Origin of the sequence: Chryseobacterium sp. PMSZPI (assembly GCF_002835665.1) — a bacterium.
In the GTDB taxonomy this organism is placed as follows: domain Bacteria; phylum Bacteroidota; class Bacteroidia; order Flavobacteriales; family Weeksellaceae; genus Chryseobacterium.
The window spans coordinates 48,574-66,402 of sequence record NZ_PIZV01000026.1 but is presented as its reverse complement, the minus strand read 5'-3'; the positions used below and the strand labels follow the sequence as shown (position 1 = coordinate 66,402).

The 17,829-nt window shown below is 33.0% G+C and carries 11 protein-coding genes; 3 read left to right on the top strand and 8 right to left on the bottom strand.

All coding sequences use genetic code 11. The annotated features are described in order from the left end of the window. Positions 1-961: 961 nt before the first annotated feature. Together rnr and rpiB are read right to left on the bottom strand one after the other, a co-directional pair. Positions 962-3,115 (bottom strand): ribonuclease R, encoded by a 2,154-nt coding sequence (rnr, locus tag CW752_RS05720; RefSeq protein WP_101238796.1) that lies wholly within the window; start codon positions 3,113-3,115, stop codon positions 962-964. Between the two features lie 337 nt (positions 3,116-3,452). Next, the gene (gene rpiB / locus CW752_RS05715; RefSeq protein WP_101238795.1) at positions 3,453-3,887 is read right to left on the bottom strand and encodes a ribose 5-phosphate isomerase B; all 435 of its coding nucleotides are present in this window, start codon (positions 3,885-3,887) and stop codon (positions 3,453-3,455) included. Positions 3,888-4,534: 647 nt separating this feature from the next. Here rpiB and CW752_RS05710 point away from each other — a divergent pair. Then, positions 4,535-5,725: a phosphoglycerate kinase gene (locus CW752_RS05710; RefSeq protein ID WP_101238794.1), complete on the top strand. Its 1,191-nt coding sequence runs from the start codon at positions 4,535-4,537 to the stop codon at positions 5,723-5,725. Positions 5,726-6,927: 1,202 nt separating this feature from the next. Here CW752_RS05710 and CW752_RS05705 read toward each other — a convergent pair. The 6 genes from CW752_RS05705 to CW752_RS05680 form a co-directional block, all read right to left on the bottom strand. Beyond that, the gene (locus CW752_RS05705) at positions 6,928-7,749 is read right to left on the bottom strand and encodes a class I SAM-dependent methyltransferase (protein WP_101238793.1); all 822 of its coding nucleotides are present in this window, start codon (positions 7,747-7,749) and stop codon (positions 6,928-6,930) included. A gap of 115 nt (positions 7,750-7,864) precedes the next feature. Further along, positions 7,865-9,727: a tRNA uridine-5-carboxymethylaminomethyl(34) synthesis enzyme MnmG gene (gene mnmG, locus CW752_RS05700; RefSeq protein WP_101238792.1), complete on the bottom strand. Its 1,863-nt coding sequence runs from the start codon at positions 9,725-9,727 to the stop codon at positions 7,865-7,867. A gap of 146 nt (positions 9,728-9,873) precedes the next feature. Further along, positions 9,874-10,293 carry an rRNA maturation RNase YbeY gene (gene ybeY, locus CW752_RS05695; RefSeq protein ID WP_101238791.1) on the bottom strand — a complete coding sequence of 140 codons (420 nt, stop codon included), beginning with the start codon at positions 10,291-10,293 and terminating at the stop codon, positions 9,874-9,876. Between the two features lie 4 nt (positions 10,294-10,297). Then, positions 10,298-12,454, bottom strand: a complete 2,157-nt coding sequence (locus CW752_RS05690; protein WP_101238790.1) for a patatin-like phospholipase family protein — start codon at positions 12,452-12,454, stop codon at positions 10,298-10,300. 2 nt (positions 12,455-12,456) lie between these two features. Beyond that, positions 12,457-14,904 (bottom strand): bifunctional UDP-N-acetylmuramoyl-tripeptide:D-alanyl-D-alanine ligase/alanine racemase, encoded by a 2,448-nt coding sequence (locus tag CW752_RS05685; RefSeq protein ID WP_101238789.1) that lies wholly within the window; start codon positions 14,902-14,904, stop codon positions 12,457-12,459. Positions 14,905-15,077: 173 nt separating this feature from the next. Then, positions 15,078-15,665 carry a thymidine kinase gene (locus CW752_RS05680; RefSeq protein WP_101238788.1) on the bottom strand — a complete coding sequence of 196 codons (588 nt, stop codon included), beginning with the start codon at positions 15,663-15,665 and terminating at the stop codon, positions 15,078-15,080. A gap of 61 nt (positions 15,666-15,726) precedes the next feature. Between CW752_RS05680 and CW752_RS05675 the strand changes: the two genes are divergently transcribed. After that, positions 15,727-17,148: a hypothetical protein gene (locus CW752_RS05675; RefSeq protein ID WP_101238787.1), complete on the top strand. Its 1,422-nt coding sequence runs from the start codon at positions 15,727-15,729 to the stop codon at positions 17,146-17,148. Between the two features lie 2 nt (positions 17,149-17,150). Beyond that, positions 17,151-17,825 (top strand): 16S rRNA (cytidine(1402)-2'-O)-methyltransferase, encoded by a 675-nt coding sequence (gene rsmI / locus CW752_RS05670; RefSeq protein WP_101238786.1) that lies wholly within the window; start codon positions 17,151-17,153, stop codon positions 17,823-17,825. Positions 17,826-17,829 lie beyond the last annotated feature (4 nt).

The following is a 17,829-nucleotide window of genomic DNA, read 5'->3' as shown; positions in this document are numbered from 1 at the left end:
AGCTTACCCAAAAAACAGGATCAGTCCCAAAAGTTGTGGGCTAGGTAAAAAATTAATTAATCTGAAGAAAAAAATGAATTATCTTTTTACTCCTCTAAGTTTTATATTGGAATTTTATTTCAACGCAAAGACAAGATTCAATTCATTATTGATAAGAGAGCTAAGAAAGCGACAAAAGTCGCTGATGAAGCGATCTAGATAGGCGTACGCTTAGAAAGAATCAATACAATTGATTCAGTCTTTGCTTCCTAAAATACAATACCGGATAATAGAAATCCTTTGCGTTACATTTTAAAATTAAATAGATCTAAATATTCTAAGCCCACAACTTTTGCTCTTGTTCCAAAAAATAAATCAGTTTATAAATCGTAAAGAGCAAAGAGGCCATTCCTGTCGGAATGGCCTCTTTTATATTTTTTTACCAGTATTCGTTTTTAATCATCTGAGTTCTCATATTCTGAACAATTATCATTAAAAATAAACTGATAATCCTTTCTTACTTTAAGTCCGAAAATACCTCTTTCAAATGTATAAATAACTTGGTTTTTGAATAACATCCGTTTATAATCAATAAAAAAACTTCTCGTCATAAATGAATATTCGTATGCATTTCCACTCAAATATACATAAGTTGTTTTCCCCTTTTAATGACTATATTTTCCTCCAACTTCAGCAACCATATTTTTATAACAATATGTTTCTTTTACTGGATTCATCGATGTAAGATAATTTATCAAAAAGAATCCATTGATTATCATTGGAAATGTGACTCCAAAAAAATATTTTTTCCCTTGTTTTTCAATGTTAATAATATTTCTTTTGATTAAAATAATACATAAAACGATAAGGATTGTTATCACTAGTACAAACAGATAAAAATTGATAACCGTATTAAATATTACTGTTATCAATAATATTACATTTAAAATACTAAATACAATATATTTATCTATTCTCATCATTATTTCACAATCTGGAAATCGAGCTGTTTTTGAATCAAATTAGCCTTCACCACTTTGATCTGAACTTCGTCTCCCAGCTGATATTTATTTCCGTGTCTTATTCCGTAGACAGCATGTGTTTTTGCATCGTACATATAAGAGTCATCCACTAAATCTCTTAATTTAATCAAACCTTCTGCACCGTTTTCAGGAATTTCTACCCAGAAACCGAATTCCGCCACTCCGGAAATCACTCCCGTGAACGTTTCACCAAGATGTTTTTCCATAAATTTCACCTGCATAAATTTGATGGAATCCCTTTCTGCATCAGCTGCCAATCTTTCCATCGAACTGCAATGTTTTGCCTTTTCTTCTAATTCCGCTCTGTTTGGAGATTTTCCTCCATCCAAATAATGTTGAAGCAAACGGTGAGCAATCAAATCCGGATAACGACGAATAGGCGAGGTAAAGTGAGTATAATATTCAAAGCCTAGACCGTAATGCCCGATCGGCTCTGTAGAATATACCGCCTTACTCATACTTCTCATAGCTAACGTTTCAATCATATTTTCTTCACCTTTACCTTTGACATCATGAAGTAATTTGTTCAAAGATTCCGCTACTTTCTTCGTATTGGCAAGATTCATTTTATACCCAAAAGTGGCTACAAAATCTCTTAATGATTCTAATTTTGCAGGATCCGGATCGTCGTGAACCCTATAAATAAATGTATTATTCGTTATTTCACCTTTTCTGGTTAAGGATACGAATTCAGATACTTTTTTATTGGCTAAAAGCATAAATTCTTCAATCAGGTGATTAGAATCTTTACTTATTTTAAAATAAACTCCAATAGGTTCATTGTTTTCGTCCAAATTAAATCTTACTTCACTTCTATCAAAAGTAATCGCCCCTTTTCTGATACGTTCATGACGCATAATCTTTGCCAGCTTGTCAAGAGCATTAATCTCTTCCGCTAAATCGCCTTCGCCAGTTTCTATACGTTCCTGAGCTTCTTCATAGGTAAATCTTCTATCAGAGTGAATGACCGTTCTTCCGAACCATTGTTTCTGGATTTCTGCCTGATCATTAAGTTCAAAAACCGCAGAGAAAGTATATTTATCCTCATTCGGTCGAAGAGAACAAACATCATTACTCAATACTTCCGGTAACATCGGAACCACTCTGTCCACTAAATATACGGAAGTAGCTCTCTGATAAGCTTCATCGTCCAAAATTGTTCCCGGAACCACATAATGGGATACATCAGCAATATGAACCCCGATTTCCCAGTTTCCGTTTTCCAGTTTTCTTATGGATAGGGCATCATCGAAATCTTTCGCATCCTTAGGGTCAATGGTAAACGTACAGATTTTACGCATATCCCAACGTTTTGCAACTTCTTCATCAGTAATACTTCTGTCAATTTTATCTGCATCCAATTCCACTTCTTGTGGGAACTCATAAGGCAATCCATATTCTGCGAGAATAGAGTGGATTTCAGTTTCATGTTCCCCCGGAGCCCCTAATACTTGTATAATTTCTCCCTCTGGGTTTTTATCACCAGGTTTCCATTCTGTCATTTTGACAATTACTTTATCTCCATCTTCGGCATTATTAAACTTTGTCTTTGGAATAAAGATATCCGTGTTGATCGATTTTTTATCACAAACAACGAATCCAAAATCCTTGTGGGAAACCTTCTGAAAAGTTCCTACAAACTCTGTTCTGGTTCTTTCCAAAACTTCCAAAACGGAGCCTTCTAATTTCTTTCCTTTATAATGATAAGTTATAATAAGAACCTTATCTCCTTGTAAGGCATCTTTCACATTTTTGGCATGAATGAAGATATCATCTTCCATTCCTTCCACATTTACATAAGCATTTCCGCTTTGATTAAAATCAATAATTCCGGTAAGAGTGCCTGCGATTTTTAAATTCACAATATATTTTCCACGCTCAACTTCTTTGATCTTTTCGGAACCCTGAAGTTTATGCAAAGCCTGAATGACAAGTTCTCTTTGTCTCGGATTTTTATAATCTATTCCGTCCGCGATTTGCTTATAATTATAAATTTTTGATGAATTTGCATTCATGAAACGGAGAATCAATCTTCCGATCTCCATCATTTTTAAATCATTTTTATGACTTATATATTTTCTTTTTTTTGGCATTTTTAATTTTCTTTTTAATTGTTTAGGTTGTATCTTCAATAAAACCTTTCCAAACTTTGCTCTATAATATTATAGATAAAGATAGTTTATTTTTATGTTCTGATTTCTTTACTAAACCGTTAGCACTATACTTTTAAATCTACTTAAAACGGGAGCTTTAGTTTTATATAAATTTACTACAAATTTGGAGAAGAGAAGAGAAACCTTCTTATAAAATATATTTAAATATTGTAAAGGCTCTTGATGAGAATAATAGAGTGTAATTTCTATTGGCACTGCAAATGTACAAATAAAAAATAAATAAGGCTTGCAATACGAATTACAAGCCTTAGTATATTTAGCAAACAGCGATTTTATCAACTCGGTTTTGGTGTCTTCCGCCTTCGAAATCTGTTGAAAGAAATTTATCTACAATTTCAATCGCCAGTTCTTTTGAGATGAACCTTGCCGGCATGGAGATCATATTAGCATCATTATGTTGTCTTGCCAATGTTGCAATCTCCGGCATCCAGCATAATGCACATCTGATCTTCTGATGTTTGTTCGCTGTGATCTGTACTCCGTTTCCACTTCCACAGATCAAAATTCCCAGCTCATTCTCTCCGTTTTCCACAGAGGTTGCAGCAGGGTGAACAAAGTCCGGATAATCCACACTGTTTGTGGAAAACGTGCCAAAATCTTGAACATCAAACTGTTCTGAGAGGTAGTTTTTAACAATCTCTTTGTATTCGTACCCAGCATGGTCTGCAGCGATAGCAATTTTTCTTTTCATAATACTCTTATTAAGCCTTTTTAGATTTTATTTCCTTACAAAGGTAAGAATAATAACAATTGATGTTAGTAAACGGGGAGTTAATTGTGAAAAGGCATGTTAATAAGTGTGGAAAACTTTTATCAACTTTCTATTTTTAAAGATCAATTTATTTCGTAATAGAAAATGTTTTCCGAAATTTTAATCACAACTTTCCAATTATTTTCTTCAGTTACTCCCAGTCTTATCCATAATAAAATAACTAATATTTACTTTTAAGCAAAGTTATTAACAGTTGTGAATAACTATGTTAAAAGCTCTATTTACAGAAGTTTATAATGTGGATTAATTATGAGTTTAATAAAAATTATATGTGATCAACTTTTAGCATAAAACTTATCCCCGAAACTAACAACACTTAACAACAACTACATTATTCTTTTTTTTAAAAGAGAAAAAATTGTTGATTAATGGGTGATTGGGGATGGGGAAAGTTTTTGAAAAGTTTTATTTGAATGGATCTGTTGAAAAAGTTTAAAACCTTACATTTGTGAAACGAAAATTCAAAGAAGTTGATGAAGTGGGTCTGATGAAATTTGCTGGAAAAGAACCAGAGGAGAATATGGCGATTGAATACATTCTTTGAGAAAAATAAAATAAATCTACATATGAAAACAATCAATGATTTCAATTTTAGGGATAAGAAAGCCCTGGTAAGAGTGGACTTCAATGTACCACAGGACGATCAGCTAAACGTAACAGACAATACCAGAATAGTGGCAGTAAAGCCAACTGTTGAAAAAATTCTTAAGGATGGAGGTTCTGTCATTTTAATGACGCACCTTGGCCGACCTAAAGGTGAAGTTAAAGATGAGTTTTCTCTTAAACATATTGTAGGTGAAGTTTCTTCTGTCCTTGGACAAGAAGTGAAATTCGTTGATGAATGTATAGGTGAAAAAGCAGAAAAAGCTGCTGCTGAATTGAAACCTGGAGAGATCTTATTATTAGAAAATGTACGTTTTCATAATGAAGAGGAAAAAGGGGATGAAGCCTTTGCGGAGCAACTTTCAAAATTAGGAGATGCTTATGTAAATGATGCATTCGGAACAGCACACAGAGCTCATGCTTCTACTGCAGTAATTGCAAAATTCTTTCCATCAACTAAATTTTTCGGTTTATTGATGGATAAAGAACTTCAAGCCATCGATAAAGTATTGAAAAGTGGTGAAAGACCAGTTACCGCAATTTTAGGTGGATCTAAGGTTTCAACTAAAATTACCATTATAGAAAATATACTTCCAGCTATAGATAATTTGATTATTGGAGGAGGTATGGCATTTACATTTATTAAGGCTTTAGGCGGAAAAATCGGAAACTCATTAGTAGAAGAAGATAAACTTCCACTGGCATTGGAAATTTTAGGTAAAGCAAAAGAGCATAAAGTAAAAGTGTATTTACCATCTGATGCTATTATCGCTGAAAGCTTTAGTAATGATGTTGAGAGAAAAGAAGCAGATATTTATGCAATTCCTGAAGGATGGATGGGATTGGATGCTGGGCATAAGTCTAGAGATCAGTTCAATGATGTATTATTAAATTCAAGAACAATTCTTTGGAATGGTCCAATCGGAGTTTTTGAAATGTCACATTTTGCTGGCGGAACTGTTGCACTGGGTGACAGTATTGCTGAAGCAACAAGATTAGGAGCTTTCTCTTTAGTAGGAGGTGGTGATAGTGTTGCTTTCGTTAAGCAGTTTGGCTACGCTGATAAAGTAAGTTATGTTTCTACAGGTGGTGGAGCAATGCTTGAAAGTCTTGAAGGACTTGAGTTACCAGGTGTGGCTGCTATCAATAATTAATAGAGAATGAAATACTAAACATTTTAAACCTGCTAATAATTTTAGCAGGTTTTTTTATCCTTGAATACTTTCAAAAAAACTAGAATTAATCAGGAATTATAATGATTTCAGATATAACTATATGTTATGATAAGGTTAGGATATTTTAATTTTGAATCTCAGTAAGTACAGGTAAAAAGGTTTCTGATTTTGTTCTTTTTTTTCTCAATTTGTGACTTGATTTTCGGATGTAAATTTTTAAAATTTTTCTTTTTTTGAATAATAGGAAATTTGGTTTTTTAAATTATGATGTGAAAATTTGGAACACAATTTTTTAGTGAAATTATATTTTAATTTTTAAAATTCAATTTAAATATTTAATTCTATTTTTTTTTCTGGTTAAGTTGAGTCGAAGTCTGATTTACTTTTTTTCAAAATTTAGAATGGCAGTACTTTTTTAGTAGAGAAAATATTGGGGAGTTTTGATTTAGATTGAATCTTTATTTTTCGATATTGAATTTTTATATGATAAAATATTAAATATTCAGATTTTTCTTTTGAGTCGAATTTCTTCTAATAATTTTTTGATGATTGTAAATTTTAAAAATCCAAATTTCTTTTTATGAAAATATAATTTTCTTAGTAATAGAAAATAGAGTAGGGTGGTCCTGTCCTTGAATTTTTATGAATTTTTTTATTCAAAATTTTTTTGGCAAAATATTTTGAAGTAAACATCATTTTCTTTAAAAATAAACAAAAATTGACCTTCAGAATTACCTTAAAAATCGAAAAATATTATTTTTTAGGGTATTTGTATGTAAAATCGAATTAAAGGCCTAATTAGTGTGTTTTTGCAAGAATTTTTCTTTTAATTTCTTTATTTCCCCTCAATTTTGCTATTTTAAAATTTTCTTTAATAAGTAAATCATTAAAAATCTTATTAATGAGAATTTTTAAGAAAAGTCAACTTTTTGATTTTCAATACGTGAAATTTTTTATTTCTTTTTTATTGATATTTTTCCTTTCTCTCCCAATTCTGTTTTTTTATGAAATAGAGTAGGGGAGTTCTCTTTTAAAATTTATTTTAATTTGTGTTTTTTGGAAAAGTTGAACTCCAGGATAATTTAAAAAATAAAAACTCAGGAACGGTTTCCTAAGTTTTTATGATTTTTTATATAAAATGCTGAAAATTGACCTTCAGAAATGGCTTAAAAATCGATTTTCTATCTTTTTTCGATAATATATATCAAACTAGAAAATTCGCTTGAAAAAAGAGCCTTTGCGTTCGAAATTGTTCCGTAAACTAGTGCTTTTAACCAAAAAAGAGGTGATTTTTTATATTTTTCGCTTAACATTGAGATGTAATATGAGTCCAGAACGAGAGGTTTTATTTTTCTTAGTTTCCAGTCTGGTTTTTTAGAAATTAAATTTTCCATTCCATTTTTTGAGAAATGATAAATGTGTCTCGGTACATCATAAGCTGCCCAATATTCTTTATAATGTATGGCATCATAAGAAGTAGGATTGGGAACTGCAATGATCAGCAATCCTTTTTCCTTTAATTTCTCGTGAAAAATGGCTAGCATTTCATCCTGATTCTCGACATGTTCAAATACATGCCATAAAGTGATAGCGTCTAAACTATTATCTTCAATTTTGTGGATATTGTCTAGTATAGTTGATTTTACTATTTTTCCCTGTGCTGCTTTTCTTGCATCTGCATCTGGTTCAAAGCCGAAAGTTTCAAAATCATTCTCAATGTACTTTACAAATTCTCCGGCACCACATCCATAATCAAGAACTTTGGATCCTTTTTTAATTCTGTCAATTAAAATATTTTTCTTGTATTGCAGATTAAAAGATTGAAGAAACTTGTATAGTTTTTCTTTCAGACTTCCTGAATCCTGATGATGAGAAATATAATCTTCGCTTTCGTAATATTTGGAAATATTGGATGGAATAGGGGAGGTTTTGAATACCCCTTTTGTTTCTGTTTCTTTTATTTCAAATATTTCTTGTGAAAGAAAATGATCTTTTATTTTCATTGAAGTCGTTATCTGTTATATTAAAAAATTAAGATATTCAGAGGGTGATATACACTCATAAATACCTTAATTTTTGCTTTATTTTTTTTAATGTTTCACGTGAAACATTTCTTTTTTAACGGCCTAAATACACTAGTAAAACGTTTATATCGGCCGGAGAAACCCCACTTATTCTTCCTGCCTGTGCAATCGTTTTAGGGCGTACATTCGACATCTTCTGTTTTGCTTCCGCTGAAAGGCTTGAAAGCTTGGTATAATCAAAATCTTCAGGAATTTTAATATTTTCTAAACGATTTAATTTAGCAACATTTTCCTTTTCCTTCTCAATATACCCTCTGTATTTGATATTGATTTCAGCTTGTTCCCTTACTTCATCATTATATGCAGAAGATTTTTCCTTGATGAAATCAATTTCATCAAGTTTTTCTAAGGTCATATTTGGTCTTGTAAGGATTTGAGAAGCTCTGTAGGCCTGATCTACCGGGCTACTTTCTATAGACTCGAGAATAGGATTAATAACGCCTGGTTTTAAAGAAGTTTCTCTAAGAAATTCTTCAAGTGATTGACTTTCAGATATTTTCGATTCTACTCTTCTTAATCTATCTTCTTTTGCTAATCCTAATTGATATGCCTTTTCAGTTAATCTGATGTCTGCATTATCTTGTCTTAATAGTAGTCTGTATTCGGCACGTGAAGTAAACATTCTGTATGGTTCTTCAGTTCCTTTTGTAATAAGATCATCAATTAAAACTCCGATATAAGCTTCATCTCTATTTAGGATAAATTCATCTTTTTCGTGAACTTTATTATGAGCATTGATTCCTGCAATTAAACCTTGACCGGCTGCTTCTTCGTATCCCGTTGTCCCATTGATTTGTCCTGCAAAATATAAATTGTCAATCAATTTTGTTTCTAAGGTATGCTTCAATTGGGTAGGAGGGAAGTAGTCATATTCAATAGCATAACCCGGACGGAAAACTTTTACATTTTCAAATCCCGGAATATGTTTCATTGCTTTGATTTGTACATCTTCCGGAAGCGAAGAGCTGAATCCGTTTACATAAATCTCAACAGTCTTCCATCCTTCAGGTTCTACGAAAAGCTGATGTCGGTTTCTTTCTGCAAAACGATTAATTTTATCTTCAATACTTGGACAATATCTTGGTCCTAAACTTTGAATCGTTCCGTTGAACATTGGACTTCTGTCGAAGCCTTCTCTTAAGATATCGTGTACTGTTTCGTTCGTATAAACAATATGACAACTTAGCTGTTTTGTTAGTTTAGGAGTGTCAAGATAACTGAACTTTTGAGGATTTTCATCTCCCTTTTGTTCTTCCATTTTGGAATAATCCAAACTTCTTCCATCTACTCTTGGTGGAGTACCGGTTTTCATTCTTCCGGCTTCGAAGCCAAGGGTTACCAATTGTTCGGTAATTCCGAATGCTCTTGGTTCACCCATTCTTCCTCCGCCTAATTGTTTATCACCGACGTGAATTAATCCGTTAAGGAAAGTTCCGTTAGTAAGGACTACAGATTTTCCTTTGATTTGGATTCCTAAAGAAGTGATAACTCCTGTTACTTTATTATTCTCAATAATGAGTTGTTTCACCATGTCTTGAAAGAAATCAAGATTGGGAGTGTTCTCTAATGCTAATCGCCATTCTTCAGCAAAAAGCATTCTGTCATTTTGGGTTCTTGGGGACCACATGGCAGGACCCTTTGAAAGATTCAGCATTTTGAATTGGATAGCAGATTTGTCTGCCACAATTCCGGAGTATCCACCCATTGCATCAATCTCTCTTACAATTTGTCCTTTTGCGATTCCACCCATTGCCGGGTTGCAACTCATCTGTCCGATGGTCTGCATATTCATTGTAATAAGTAAGGTTTTCGAACCAAGGTTTGCAGCAGAAGCGGCAGCTTCGCAACCTGCGTGTCCGGCACCTACAACTATTACATCATATATTTCTGAAATCATTTTTATCTCGCTTGTTAAGCTTTAAACTTTATCCTTTTTTACTAATGTTTCACGTGAAACATTTTTGGAGAATGCACTCTAAGTAGGTTGGTATTGTTACTAAAAGTGAGTACTTTAGATATAGGACTTGAAGTGATTATTTAATTTTAATTATTCGATTCCTTATATTTTGTTAAGTACAAATCTTCCATTCTTCGCATCTCTTTTTCCTCCTCTTCCGTCTTATCTTTATACCCTGCGAGGTGTAGAATTCCGTGGGCTAAAACCCTTCTTAATTCTTCTTCATATTCTCGGGAAAGGGTAGAGGCGTTATCAGAAATGCGCTGCAAAGATACGAAAATCTCAGCGCTTATTGTTTTACCTTTTACATAATCAAAAGTGATGATGTCGGTATAATAATCATGCTGTAAATAATCCTGATTGATCTTTAGAAGATATTCATCATCACAGAAAATATAGTTGATTTCTCCAAGTTTTTTTCCTTCTGAAAGTATAAGATCTTCCAGCCATTTTTTGTAATCTGTATTTACCGACTCCGGTAAATTTTCGTAAAAGAATTGTATCATTGTATTAAAACCAGTGTCCTAAAATAACACTGAATATGCCTTTTTGATTATTTTTAAGTGAGTGGCTAAAGTTTACTTTAATCTGCCCGAAAGGGGATTTGTATCCTGCCGTAATTCCTAATGAGCTATAATTTACTTTAACTGCATCTTCGAATTTGATATCATTAGAAAGATTGGCAAAGCTAAAATTTCCGCTGATAAAATAGTTTTTATTGAACCTAAACTGGATGTCATTTGAGGCAATGATCACATTGTTAGTATTCAATTGAGCAAAATAAAAGCCTCCAAAACTTTTAAAATTGATAATGTTCTGCTCAAAAATACCACCTAACCTATATTGATAATATTGGGGAAGATGTTCTCCAATTGTAATTCCCCCAAATAGATTCAAACGATATGTAAATTGTCTTCCAAGTGGAATATTTATTCTAAGATCTGCTTTTACCTGAATGATTCTTTTATCAAGTTCAGATTTTAAAAGATCAATTACTTTTCCTTCAGCAGAAAAATAGACTCCTTTTGTAGGAAATTCCTTATCATCCTGAGTATCGCTTTTTAAAAACACATATGGATTCAGAAAACGGCTATAGCGCTTGTTTTCGCCATTAATTTCCGCTCTGAAGTAGTCGTGGCTGATACCACCTCCCAGAGCAAATTTATCCTTCCAAATGGACTGTATATACGCTTCATTTCTGGACCATTCCCATTTGTCACTTACATTATTGTCAACATTTTTCAAGTCAAAGCTCATTCCGGAAGAATAAATACCAAATCCGGGAATATATCCGTTATCAATAAAATAATTCAGATAATACCTGAGTCTGTCTCCAACAATAATATCTACTGATAGGTTTGAATTTTTGAATAAAAGTCTCTTTGCGGAATAGTTCAAAAGAAGTCCTGTTTTGAAAACTTCATCATAATGTAATCCGAATTTTAAAAAATGTCGGGCATCATCTTCTGTGACGTAAAGCTTTAAATAATTAGCATCATTCTCCTGAACAATATCGTAATTGATAAATTTATAGTTGTTGGTGGCAACAAGTTTATCAACCATTTTGTTGATGCTTCCGTAAGTTTGCAGAGAGGGGAGACGAAGTCCCATTTTTCCCAAAGTATAGTTTTTCCCAAAAATTTTTCCGCCCTCTATTGAGATGCTATCAATTTTATAGACATTAGAATAAATGGGATTAACCCTTTGTCGAAGGCGATCAAACGGACGTTTAGGTAATTCGTCTAAAATTTTGGTATATTTTAATCCTTCTGTATAACCGCTATCGAGAATCTTTTTTTTATCATCATAGCTGGTTGCAGACATCCCTTTAAGATCAGGTTTGATATTAATGTCAGTGTATTGATACTGTTTTGTTGCATCTTTTTTGATTCCAAAATCAATAACCTGGTTCAGGATGGCTATAATATTGTTTAAATCCTCTCTTTTTGCCAAATCCTGATTCAGATCCACACCAATGACGATATCAATTCCTTTGTCCTTTAATGGCTTTGATGGATAATTGACTGTCATTGCTCCATCAATATAGATACTGTCACCAATTTTTACAGGATCCATTAAGGATGGGAAAGCAGAACTTGCCATAATAGATTGTACAAGATCTCCTTTTTCAAAAATTTTCATATTGCCACTTTCCAGATTGGTAGCAACACATAAAAAAGGAATAGGCAGCTTAGAAAAATCTTCAATATTGGAAACATTTTTGAATAATTCTTTCAATAAATAAACATTCCTTTGTCCTGTACTAATGGAAGAAGGAAGGGTAATTTTTCCATTTTTTAATGGGATTGATAAAAGATATTTGTCAACCGATTTATTAAAGAAAGTTGCTTCTTGTCTTGATTTTGGGTCCATAATCAGGGAATAGAAATCCGTATCCATAACGATTTTTTCTATTTCTTTTCCGGAATAGCCGGATGCATAGAGCCCGCCGACAATAGCTCCCATACTTGTTCCTGAGATATAATCTATTTTTACTCCCAATGAATCTAATACTTTAAGCACTCCGACATGTGAAAAACCTTTGGCACCACCACCGGCAAGCGATAGTCCTATTTTCGGATTTTTCGGAATCATCAGGCCCTTTTTTACCTGAGATTGGATCAAAATCAATTGGAATACGAAGAGAATAATCAGGAGTTTTCTCATAGTTAATCTTTTATATAAATCCGCTTCACACGAGGTGAAATGGAGGTTAATACTTCATAGGTTATTGTCTTGCAGTAGCCTGCAAATTCTTTTAAACTTGGTTTTGAATTAAATACCGTTACGGTATCACCTTCTTTAACATATGGAATATTATCGATATTGATCATCATCATATCCATACATATATTTCCAACAATTGGAGCTAAAGTCTTATGAACTCCAAGGTTTCCTACCTGGTTTCCGATGAGCCTTGGGATTCCATCAGCATATCCGACAGGAACGGTGGCTATTTTTGTAAGATGATCTGCCTTATATCTTCTACTATAGCCTACGGATTCTCCATTTTCAACCAAAGAAATTTGTGAAATTACGGTTTTAAAACTTACAACGGATTGCAGTTGTTTTTGAATTTCGGCATCCGGTGATTCTCCCAGCATTCCGATACCAATCCTTACCATATTATATTGATGATCCGAGTAACTTGTAATTCCTGAAGAATTCAAAATATGTCGAATAGGAGAGTAGCCTAATTTTTCTATTAAATAACTTGAAGTTTTTGAAAAAAATTCAAACTGTTTTAAAGTAAATTCTTTCTCCTCCGGCATATCGGAAGATGATAAATGGCTGAAAAGGCTTTGTACTTTCAGATTTTTATCACGTAAAGTTTCACTGAGTTGATCTAGTTCAAAATCTTTAAAACCAAGACGGTGCATTCCTGTTTCCAGTTTAACATGGATCGGGTATTTTTTATCATATCCTGATTTTTGAACTGCTTCATAAAATAGTTCGAGGACTCTAAAGCTATAAATTTCCGGCTCCAGATTATATTCAATGATAGTCTGATAGCTGTGCTGTTCAGGATTCATCACAATAATAGGGGTGGTAATTCCTTTTTTACGGAGTTCAACACCTTCATCCACATAAGCTACTCCCAGATAATCTATATGATGGTGTTGCAGAAATTCTGATATTTCATAACTGCCCAAACCATATGCATTCGCTTTTACCATGGCCATCATTTTGGTTTCAGGTTTCAGTAAAGATTTATGGTAATTGATATTATGGAGTATCGCATTAAGGTTTACTTCCAATACCGTATCATGTTTTCTAAGCTCAAGAATATCCTTGAGTTTTTCTATTTCAAATTTTCTGGCACCTTTCAACAGAATAATTTGATTTTCTATCTCTGTAAGATGCTTACTTTCTATGAGTTCTTTAGTGTCAATGAAAGTGTATGTTTTAGTTTTAAATAACTCACTAAACTTTGATATTTCGTTGCCGATTAAGAAAACCGACTCAAATTGTTGTTCGTTGACCAATTCGGAAACCTCTTCATAGAGTTCTTTTGAATTGGCATTGACGCCAACAATGTCTGTTAAGACTAAAGATTTCTTTGGTTTATTATATTCGTTTAAAAATTGCATGGCCGTTTTCAAAGAATCGAGATCAAGATTAAAAGAATCATTGATGATAATATTCCCCTTATTTCCTTCGATCGCTTCAAGCCTCATTTCGACGGCCTTTAAAAGGTTGATTTTTTCGATGATCTTTTTATTTTGGATATTCAGCTCCTTTAAGACTGTGATAAGCGCCAGAGCATTGGTTAATGTAGCTTCGTCTCTTTGATGGGCCGGAAAACTGATTTCTTCACCAAAATATTCCACTACAATATTTTCATCTTTGGAAATATTGCTTTTGATGAAAACATTATTTTCTTTTTTGAAACCGTAAGAGATTAATTTTTTATCAGAATATAATTTTTTTATTTTTTCGTCAACTACAGAATGGTCACCATTATAAATGATAATTTCAGAGTCTTTGAAAAGTTTAATCTTTTCATCAATCAATTCTTCTTCGGAAGAAAAGTTAGCAGCATGCGCTGTTCCGATATGGGTAAGCAATCCAATCTGAGGATGGAAAATATTTTCGAGCTTCTCCATTTCGTGAGGCTTCGAAATTCCAACTTCAAAGATTCCCAGTTGGTGGGTATTGTTAATTTGAAGAAGAGAAAGGGGAAGGCCAATTTGTGAATTAAAACTTTTGGGACTTTTTACAGTAGGAAATTCATTCCATAAACATTGATAAAGCCATTCTTTTAAAATAGTCTTCCCATTGCTTCCTGTAATTCCTATAGATTTTAAATGTGAATTTTCGAAATGATATTTTGCTAATTTTTGAAGAAAATCTACAGCATTTTTAACAATAAGCCATGTTGTATTTTCAAATTGGGGATAGTGATGTTCAGAAATAATGACATTAATACCTCTGTCAATAGCAGATTCTATAAATTTTTCTCCGGAATTTTTATGAGTATTAATAGCAATAAACGCCGTATTTTTTATAGAATAAATAATCCTGCTGTCATAAGCTATATTTTTGATCATAATATCGCTGTCACCAATTACCTGTGAATTGGTGATTTCTGCAATTTGTTGTACTGTATAGTTCATTGATACCCTTTCTGCTTTATTTTTAGGCGAAATTGCAAAAAGGTAAAATCGGAAAAGTCGTCAGTTATTTTATGCCAATTCTTTTTTCAAGATTTTACAAAATTGCTTTTTCGTTTTTCATTTATATTGTGAATATATTTTATTGGTTGGTGTATTCTCGGCTTTTTTGCTGGTTATTTCCTTTTTGAAAGCACCTCGTCTATAAAAACACGACGGCTTACCGCTTCATAGCTCTCTGTTTCTCCCAATTCCACCAGATTATCTCCTTGAGAAGTTCTCATGGAATAATTGGCAAGATTACCTGTTCTCTTACAAATAGCATGCACTTTTGTAACATATTCAGCTGTAGCCATCAAATTAGGCATTGGTCCGAAAGGACGTCCTAAAAAGTCCATGTCTAATCCGGCAACAACTACTCTTACACCACTATTGGCAAGTTGGTTGGCAATATCAACAATGCTTTCATCAAAAAATTGTGCTTCATCAATTCCTACCACATCACAATTGGATGCCAGCAACAGAATTTCATTAGGATTTTCTACTGCAGTACTACGAATTTTATTCTGATTATGAGAAACAACATCCTCTTCAGAATAGCGTGTATCCAGTTTCGGTTTAAAAATTTCTACATGTTGCCCCGCCATTTCTGCTCTCCTTAATCTTCTTATTAATTCTTCAGTTTTACCCGAAAACATAGAGCCGCAGATCACTTCCATCCAACCGCTTTGTTTGGAATGATTAATTGTATTTTCTAAAAACATTTGTTAAATTAGCCGTATATTTTTAACATCAAAAGTAAGCAATTTTAATAAGAATCTTATTATGCAAAATATCCAAGATTTAAAGGAAAAGATTTTTTTTGAATCCATGAATATCATTGATAATCTGGACAAAATAAATAATGTAGACGAATTACTTTCCAAGCAAGATCTTGTAGATGAGCTTGCTAACAGGATTTCTTTTTTGAAATTATTGGAAAAAAATATAGAATATTTCGTAGCAGATGATCCTGCTCAGCATTTGGAAAATCATCAGGTTTCTTTCGTTTCCGGAGAACCGGAGCATCACGAATCTCATCATGAAGTCACTGAAGAAGAAGCTATTTTCAATAATGAACTGAATGAAATTGATGAACATGAAAATGATCATTTTGCTCATGCAGCCGAGGATGAAGAAGCAGCTTTTAACAATCAGTTAAATGATATTGTTGAAAATGAATTCCATGAGAATATTATAAGCTTCGTAGAAGAAAACCGCGATGAAAATAGCGAAGATAATGCTCATCATGAAACTGAACATCCGGCGAATTCAGATGCTCTTTTAAGTTTTGTAGATGAAGAAAAAATTCTTTCCGAAGCAAAACCTGATTCTGATGAAGATATCAATGAAGATATGTTCCTGAATGCAGTCACTGAAGAAGAAGCATTATTCAATAATCAGTTAAATGAAATTGATGATGAAGAATCTGCTGCTGATACCCATAAAGAAATAGATTATGCTTCGGTAAATGATGCAAAAGAAGTAAAAGCTACAGAAACTATTCCGAGTATTTTCGACACAGAAATGCTGGATGATGAAATGCTGATTGAAGAAAATGAAGAACAGTATATTTCATCCAATACTTCGACAGAACAAGGAGAAATGGCCACAGAAACCTCCAATGTAGAAAATATTCTGAGCGACATCAAGAATGATCATTCTGCAGAAGAAAAAAAGGAGGAAAGTATCCTTGCAGAAGTATATGACAGAAGAAAGATTGTAGAAATAGATAAACCGATTCCGGAAGAAACAGAAAAACATGCTTCCGATGAAAGTTTTGAAAACCTTGATGAATACAATCACGATAAAAAAATAAAATTAGCCAATATCAAAGGATTAAAAGCTGTTCAGACGCTTTTTGACGATGATCATCTGGAAAGAGAAATTCCAAAGGAAAAACAAGCTTTACCAATAAAAGAGGATAACGGAAGTATTTTGAAATCCAATATTCCTACCAATTTTATGGAAGCTGAGAAGCAAAAACCGGAGTTTAAATTGGATTTGAATGATAGAATTGCCTTTTCTAAAATGTTGTTTGAAGGAAGTCAGGCAGATCTTAATGAAACGGTAGCCCATCTGAACCAGTTTAAAACATTGGAAGAAGCAAAAGAATACCTGAGTGATCTTTATTATGAAAGAAAATGGAGTAAGGTAGACGAATATGCCCAGAGGCTTTGGATATTGGTAGAAAATAAATTCTTATAAATTTGAGCGGAATCCTATATTTTGTTCCCACACCGGTTGGGAACCTGGAAGACATGACTTTCAGGGCAGTAAATGTCCTTAAAGAAGTTGATTATATTTTATGTGAAGATACCAGAACATCTGGTATACTTTTAAAACATTTTGAAATTTCCAAGCCTTTAAAATCTTATCATTTACATAATGAACATCAGGCAACGGAAAAAGTAATTACCGATCTTAAAAACGGTCAGAATATCGCCATTATTACCGATGCGGGTACGCCGGGAATTTCAGATCCGGGATATCTGTTGGCAAAAGCCGGAGCTGATAATAATATCGAAATGATCTGCCTTCCCGGAGCAACGGCTTTGATTCCTGCATTAGTTGTTTCAGGACTACCCAATAACGAGTTTCTATTTGCCGGATTTTTACCTCAAAAAAAGGGAAGACAAACCAAACTAAAGCAACTTGCAGAAGAGAAAAAAACCATTGTTCTCTATGAAAGTCCGCACAAAATCAATACAACTTTAGAACAGATCAAAGAATTCTTTGGAGAAGAAACCAAAGCAAGTTTAAGTCGTGAGATTTCCAAGAAATTTGAAGAGACTAAACGAGGGACAATCAATGAGTTAATTGAGTTTTCTAAGACTAAAACTTTAAAAGGAGAAATTGTTCTTATCGTCAATAATTCTATTTAATTTT

Bases quoted from the DNA above. Each gene is read 5' to 3' on its own strand.
- rnr (WP_101238796.1), bottom strand. From the start codon at position 3,115: ATGCCAAAAAAAAGAAAATATATAAGTCATAAAAATGATTTAAAAATG.
- rpiB (WP_101238795.1), bottom strand. From the start codon at position 3,887: ATGAAAAGAAAAATTGCTATCGCTGCAGACCATGCTGGGTACGAATAC.
- CW752_RS05710 (WP_101238794.1), top strand. From the start codon at position 4,535: ATGAAAACAATCAATGATTTCAATTTTAGGGATAAGAAAGCCCTGGTA.
- CW752_RS05705 (WP_101238793.1), bottom strand. From the start codon at position 7,749: ATGAAAATAAAAGATCATTTTCTTTCACAAGAAATATTTGAAATAAAA.
- mnmG (WP_101238792.1), bottom strand. From the start codon at position 9,727: ATGATTTCAGAAATATATGATGTAATAGTTGTAGGTGCCGGACACGCA.
- ybeY (WP_101238791.1), bottom strand. From the start codon at position 10,293: ATGATACAATTCTTTTACGAAAATTTACCGGAGTCGGTAAATACAGAT.
- CW752_RS05690 (WP_101238790.1), bottom strand. From the start codon at position 12,454: ATGAGAAAACTCCTGATTATTCTCTTCGTATTCCAATTGATTTTGATC.
- CW752_RS05685 (WP_101238789.1), bottom strand. From the start codon at position 14,904: ATGAACTATACAGTACAACAAATTGCAGAAATCACCAATTCACAGGTA.
- CW752_RS05680 (WP_101238788.1), bottom strand. From the start codon at position 15,665: ATGTTTTTAGAAAATACAATTAATCATTCCAAACAAAGCGGTTGGATG.
- CW752_RS05675 (WP_101238787.1), top strand. From the start codon at position 15,727: ATGCAAAATATCCAAGATTTAAAGGAAAAGATTTTTTTTGAATCCATG.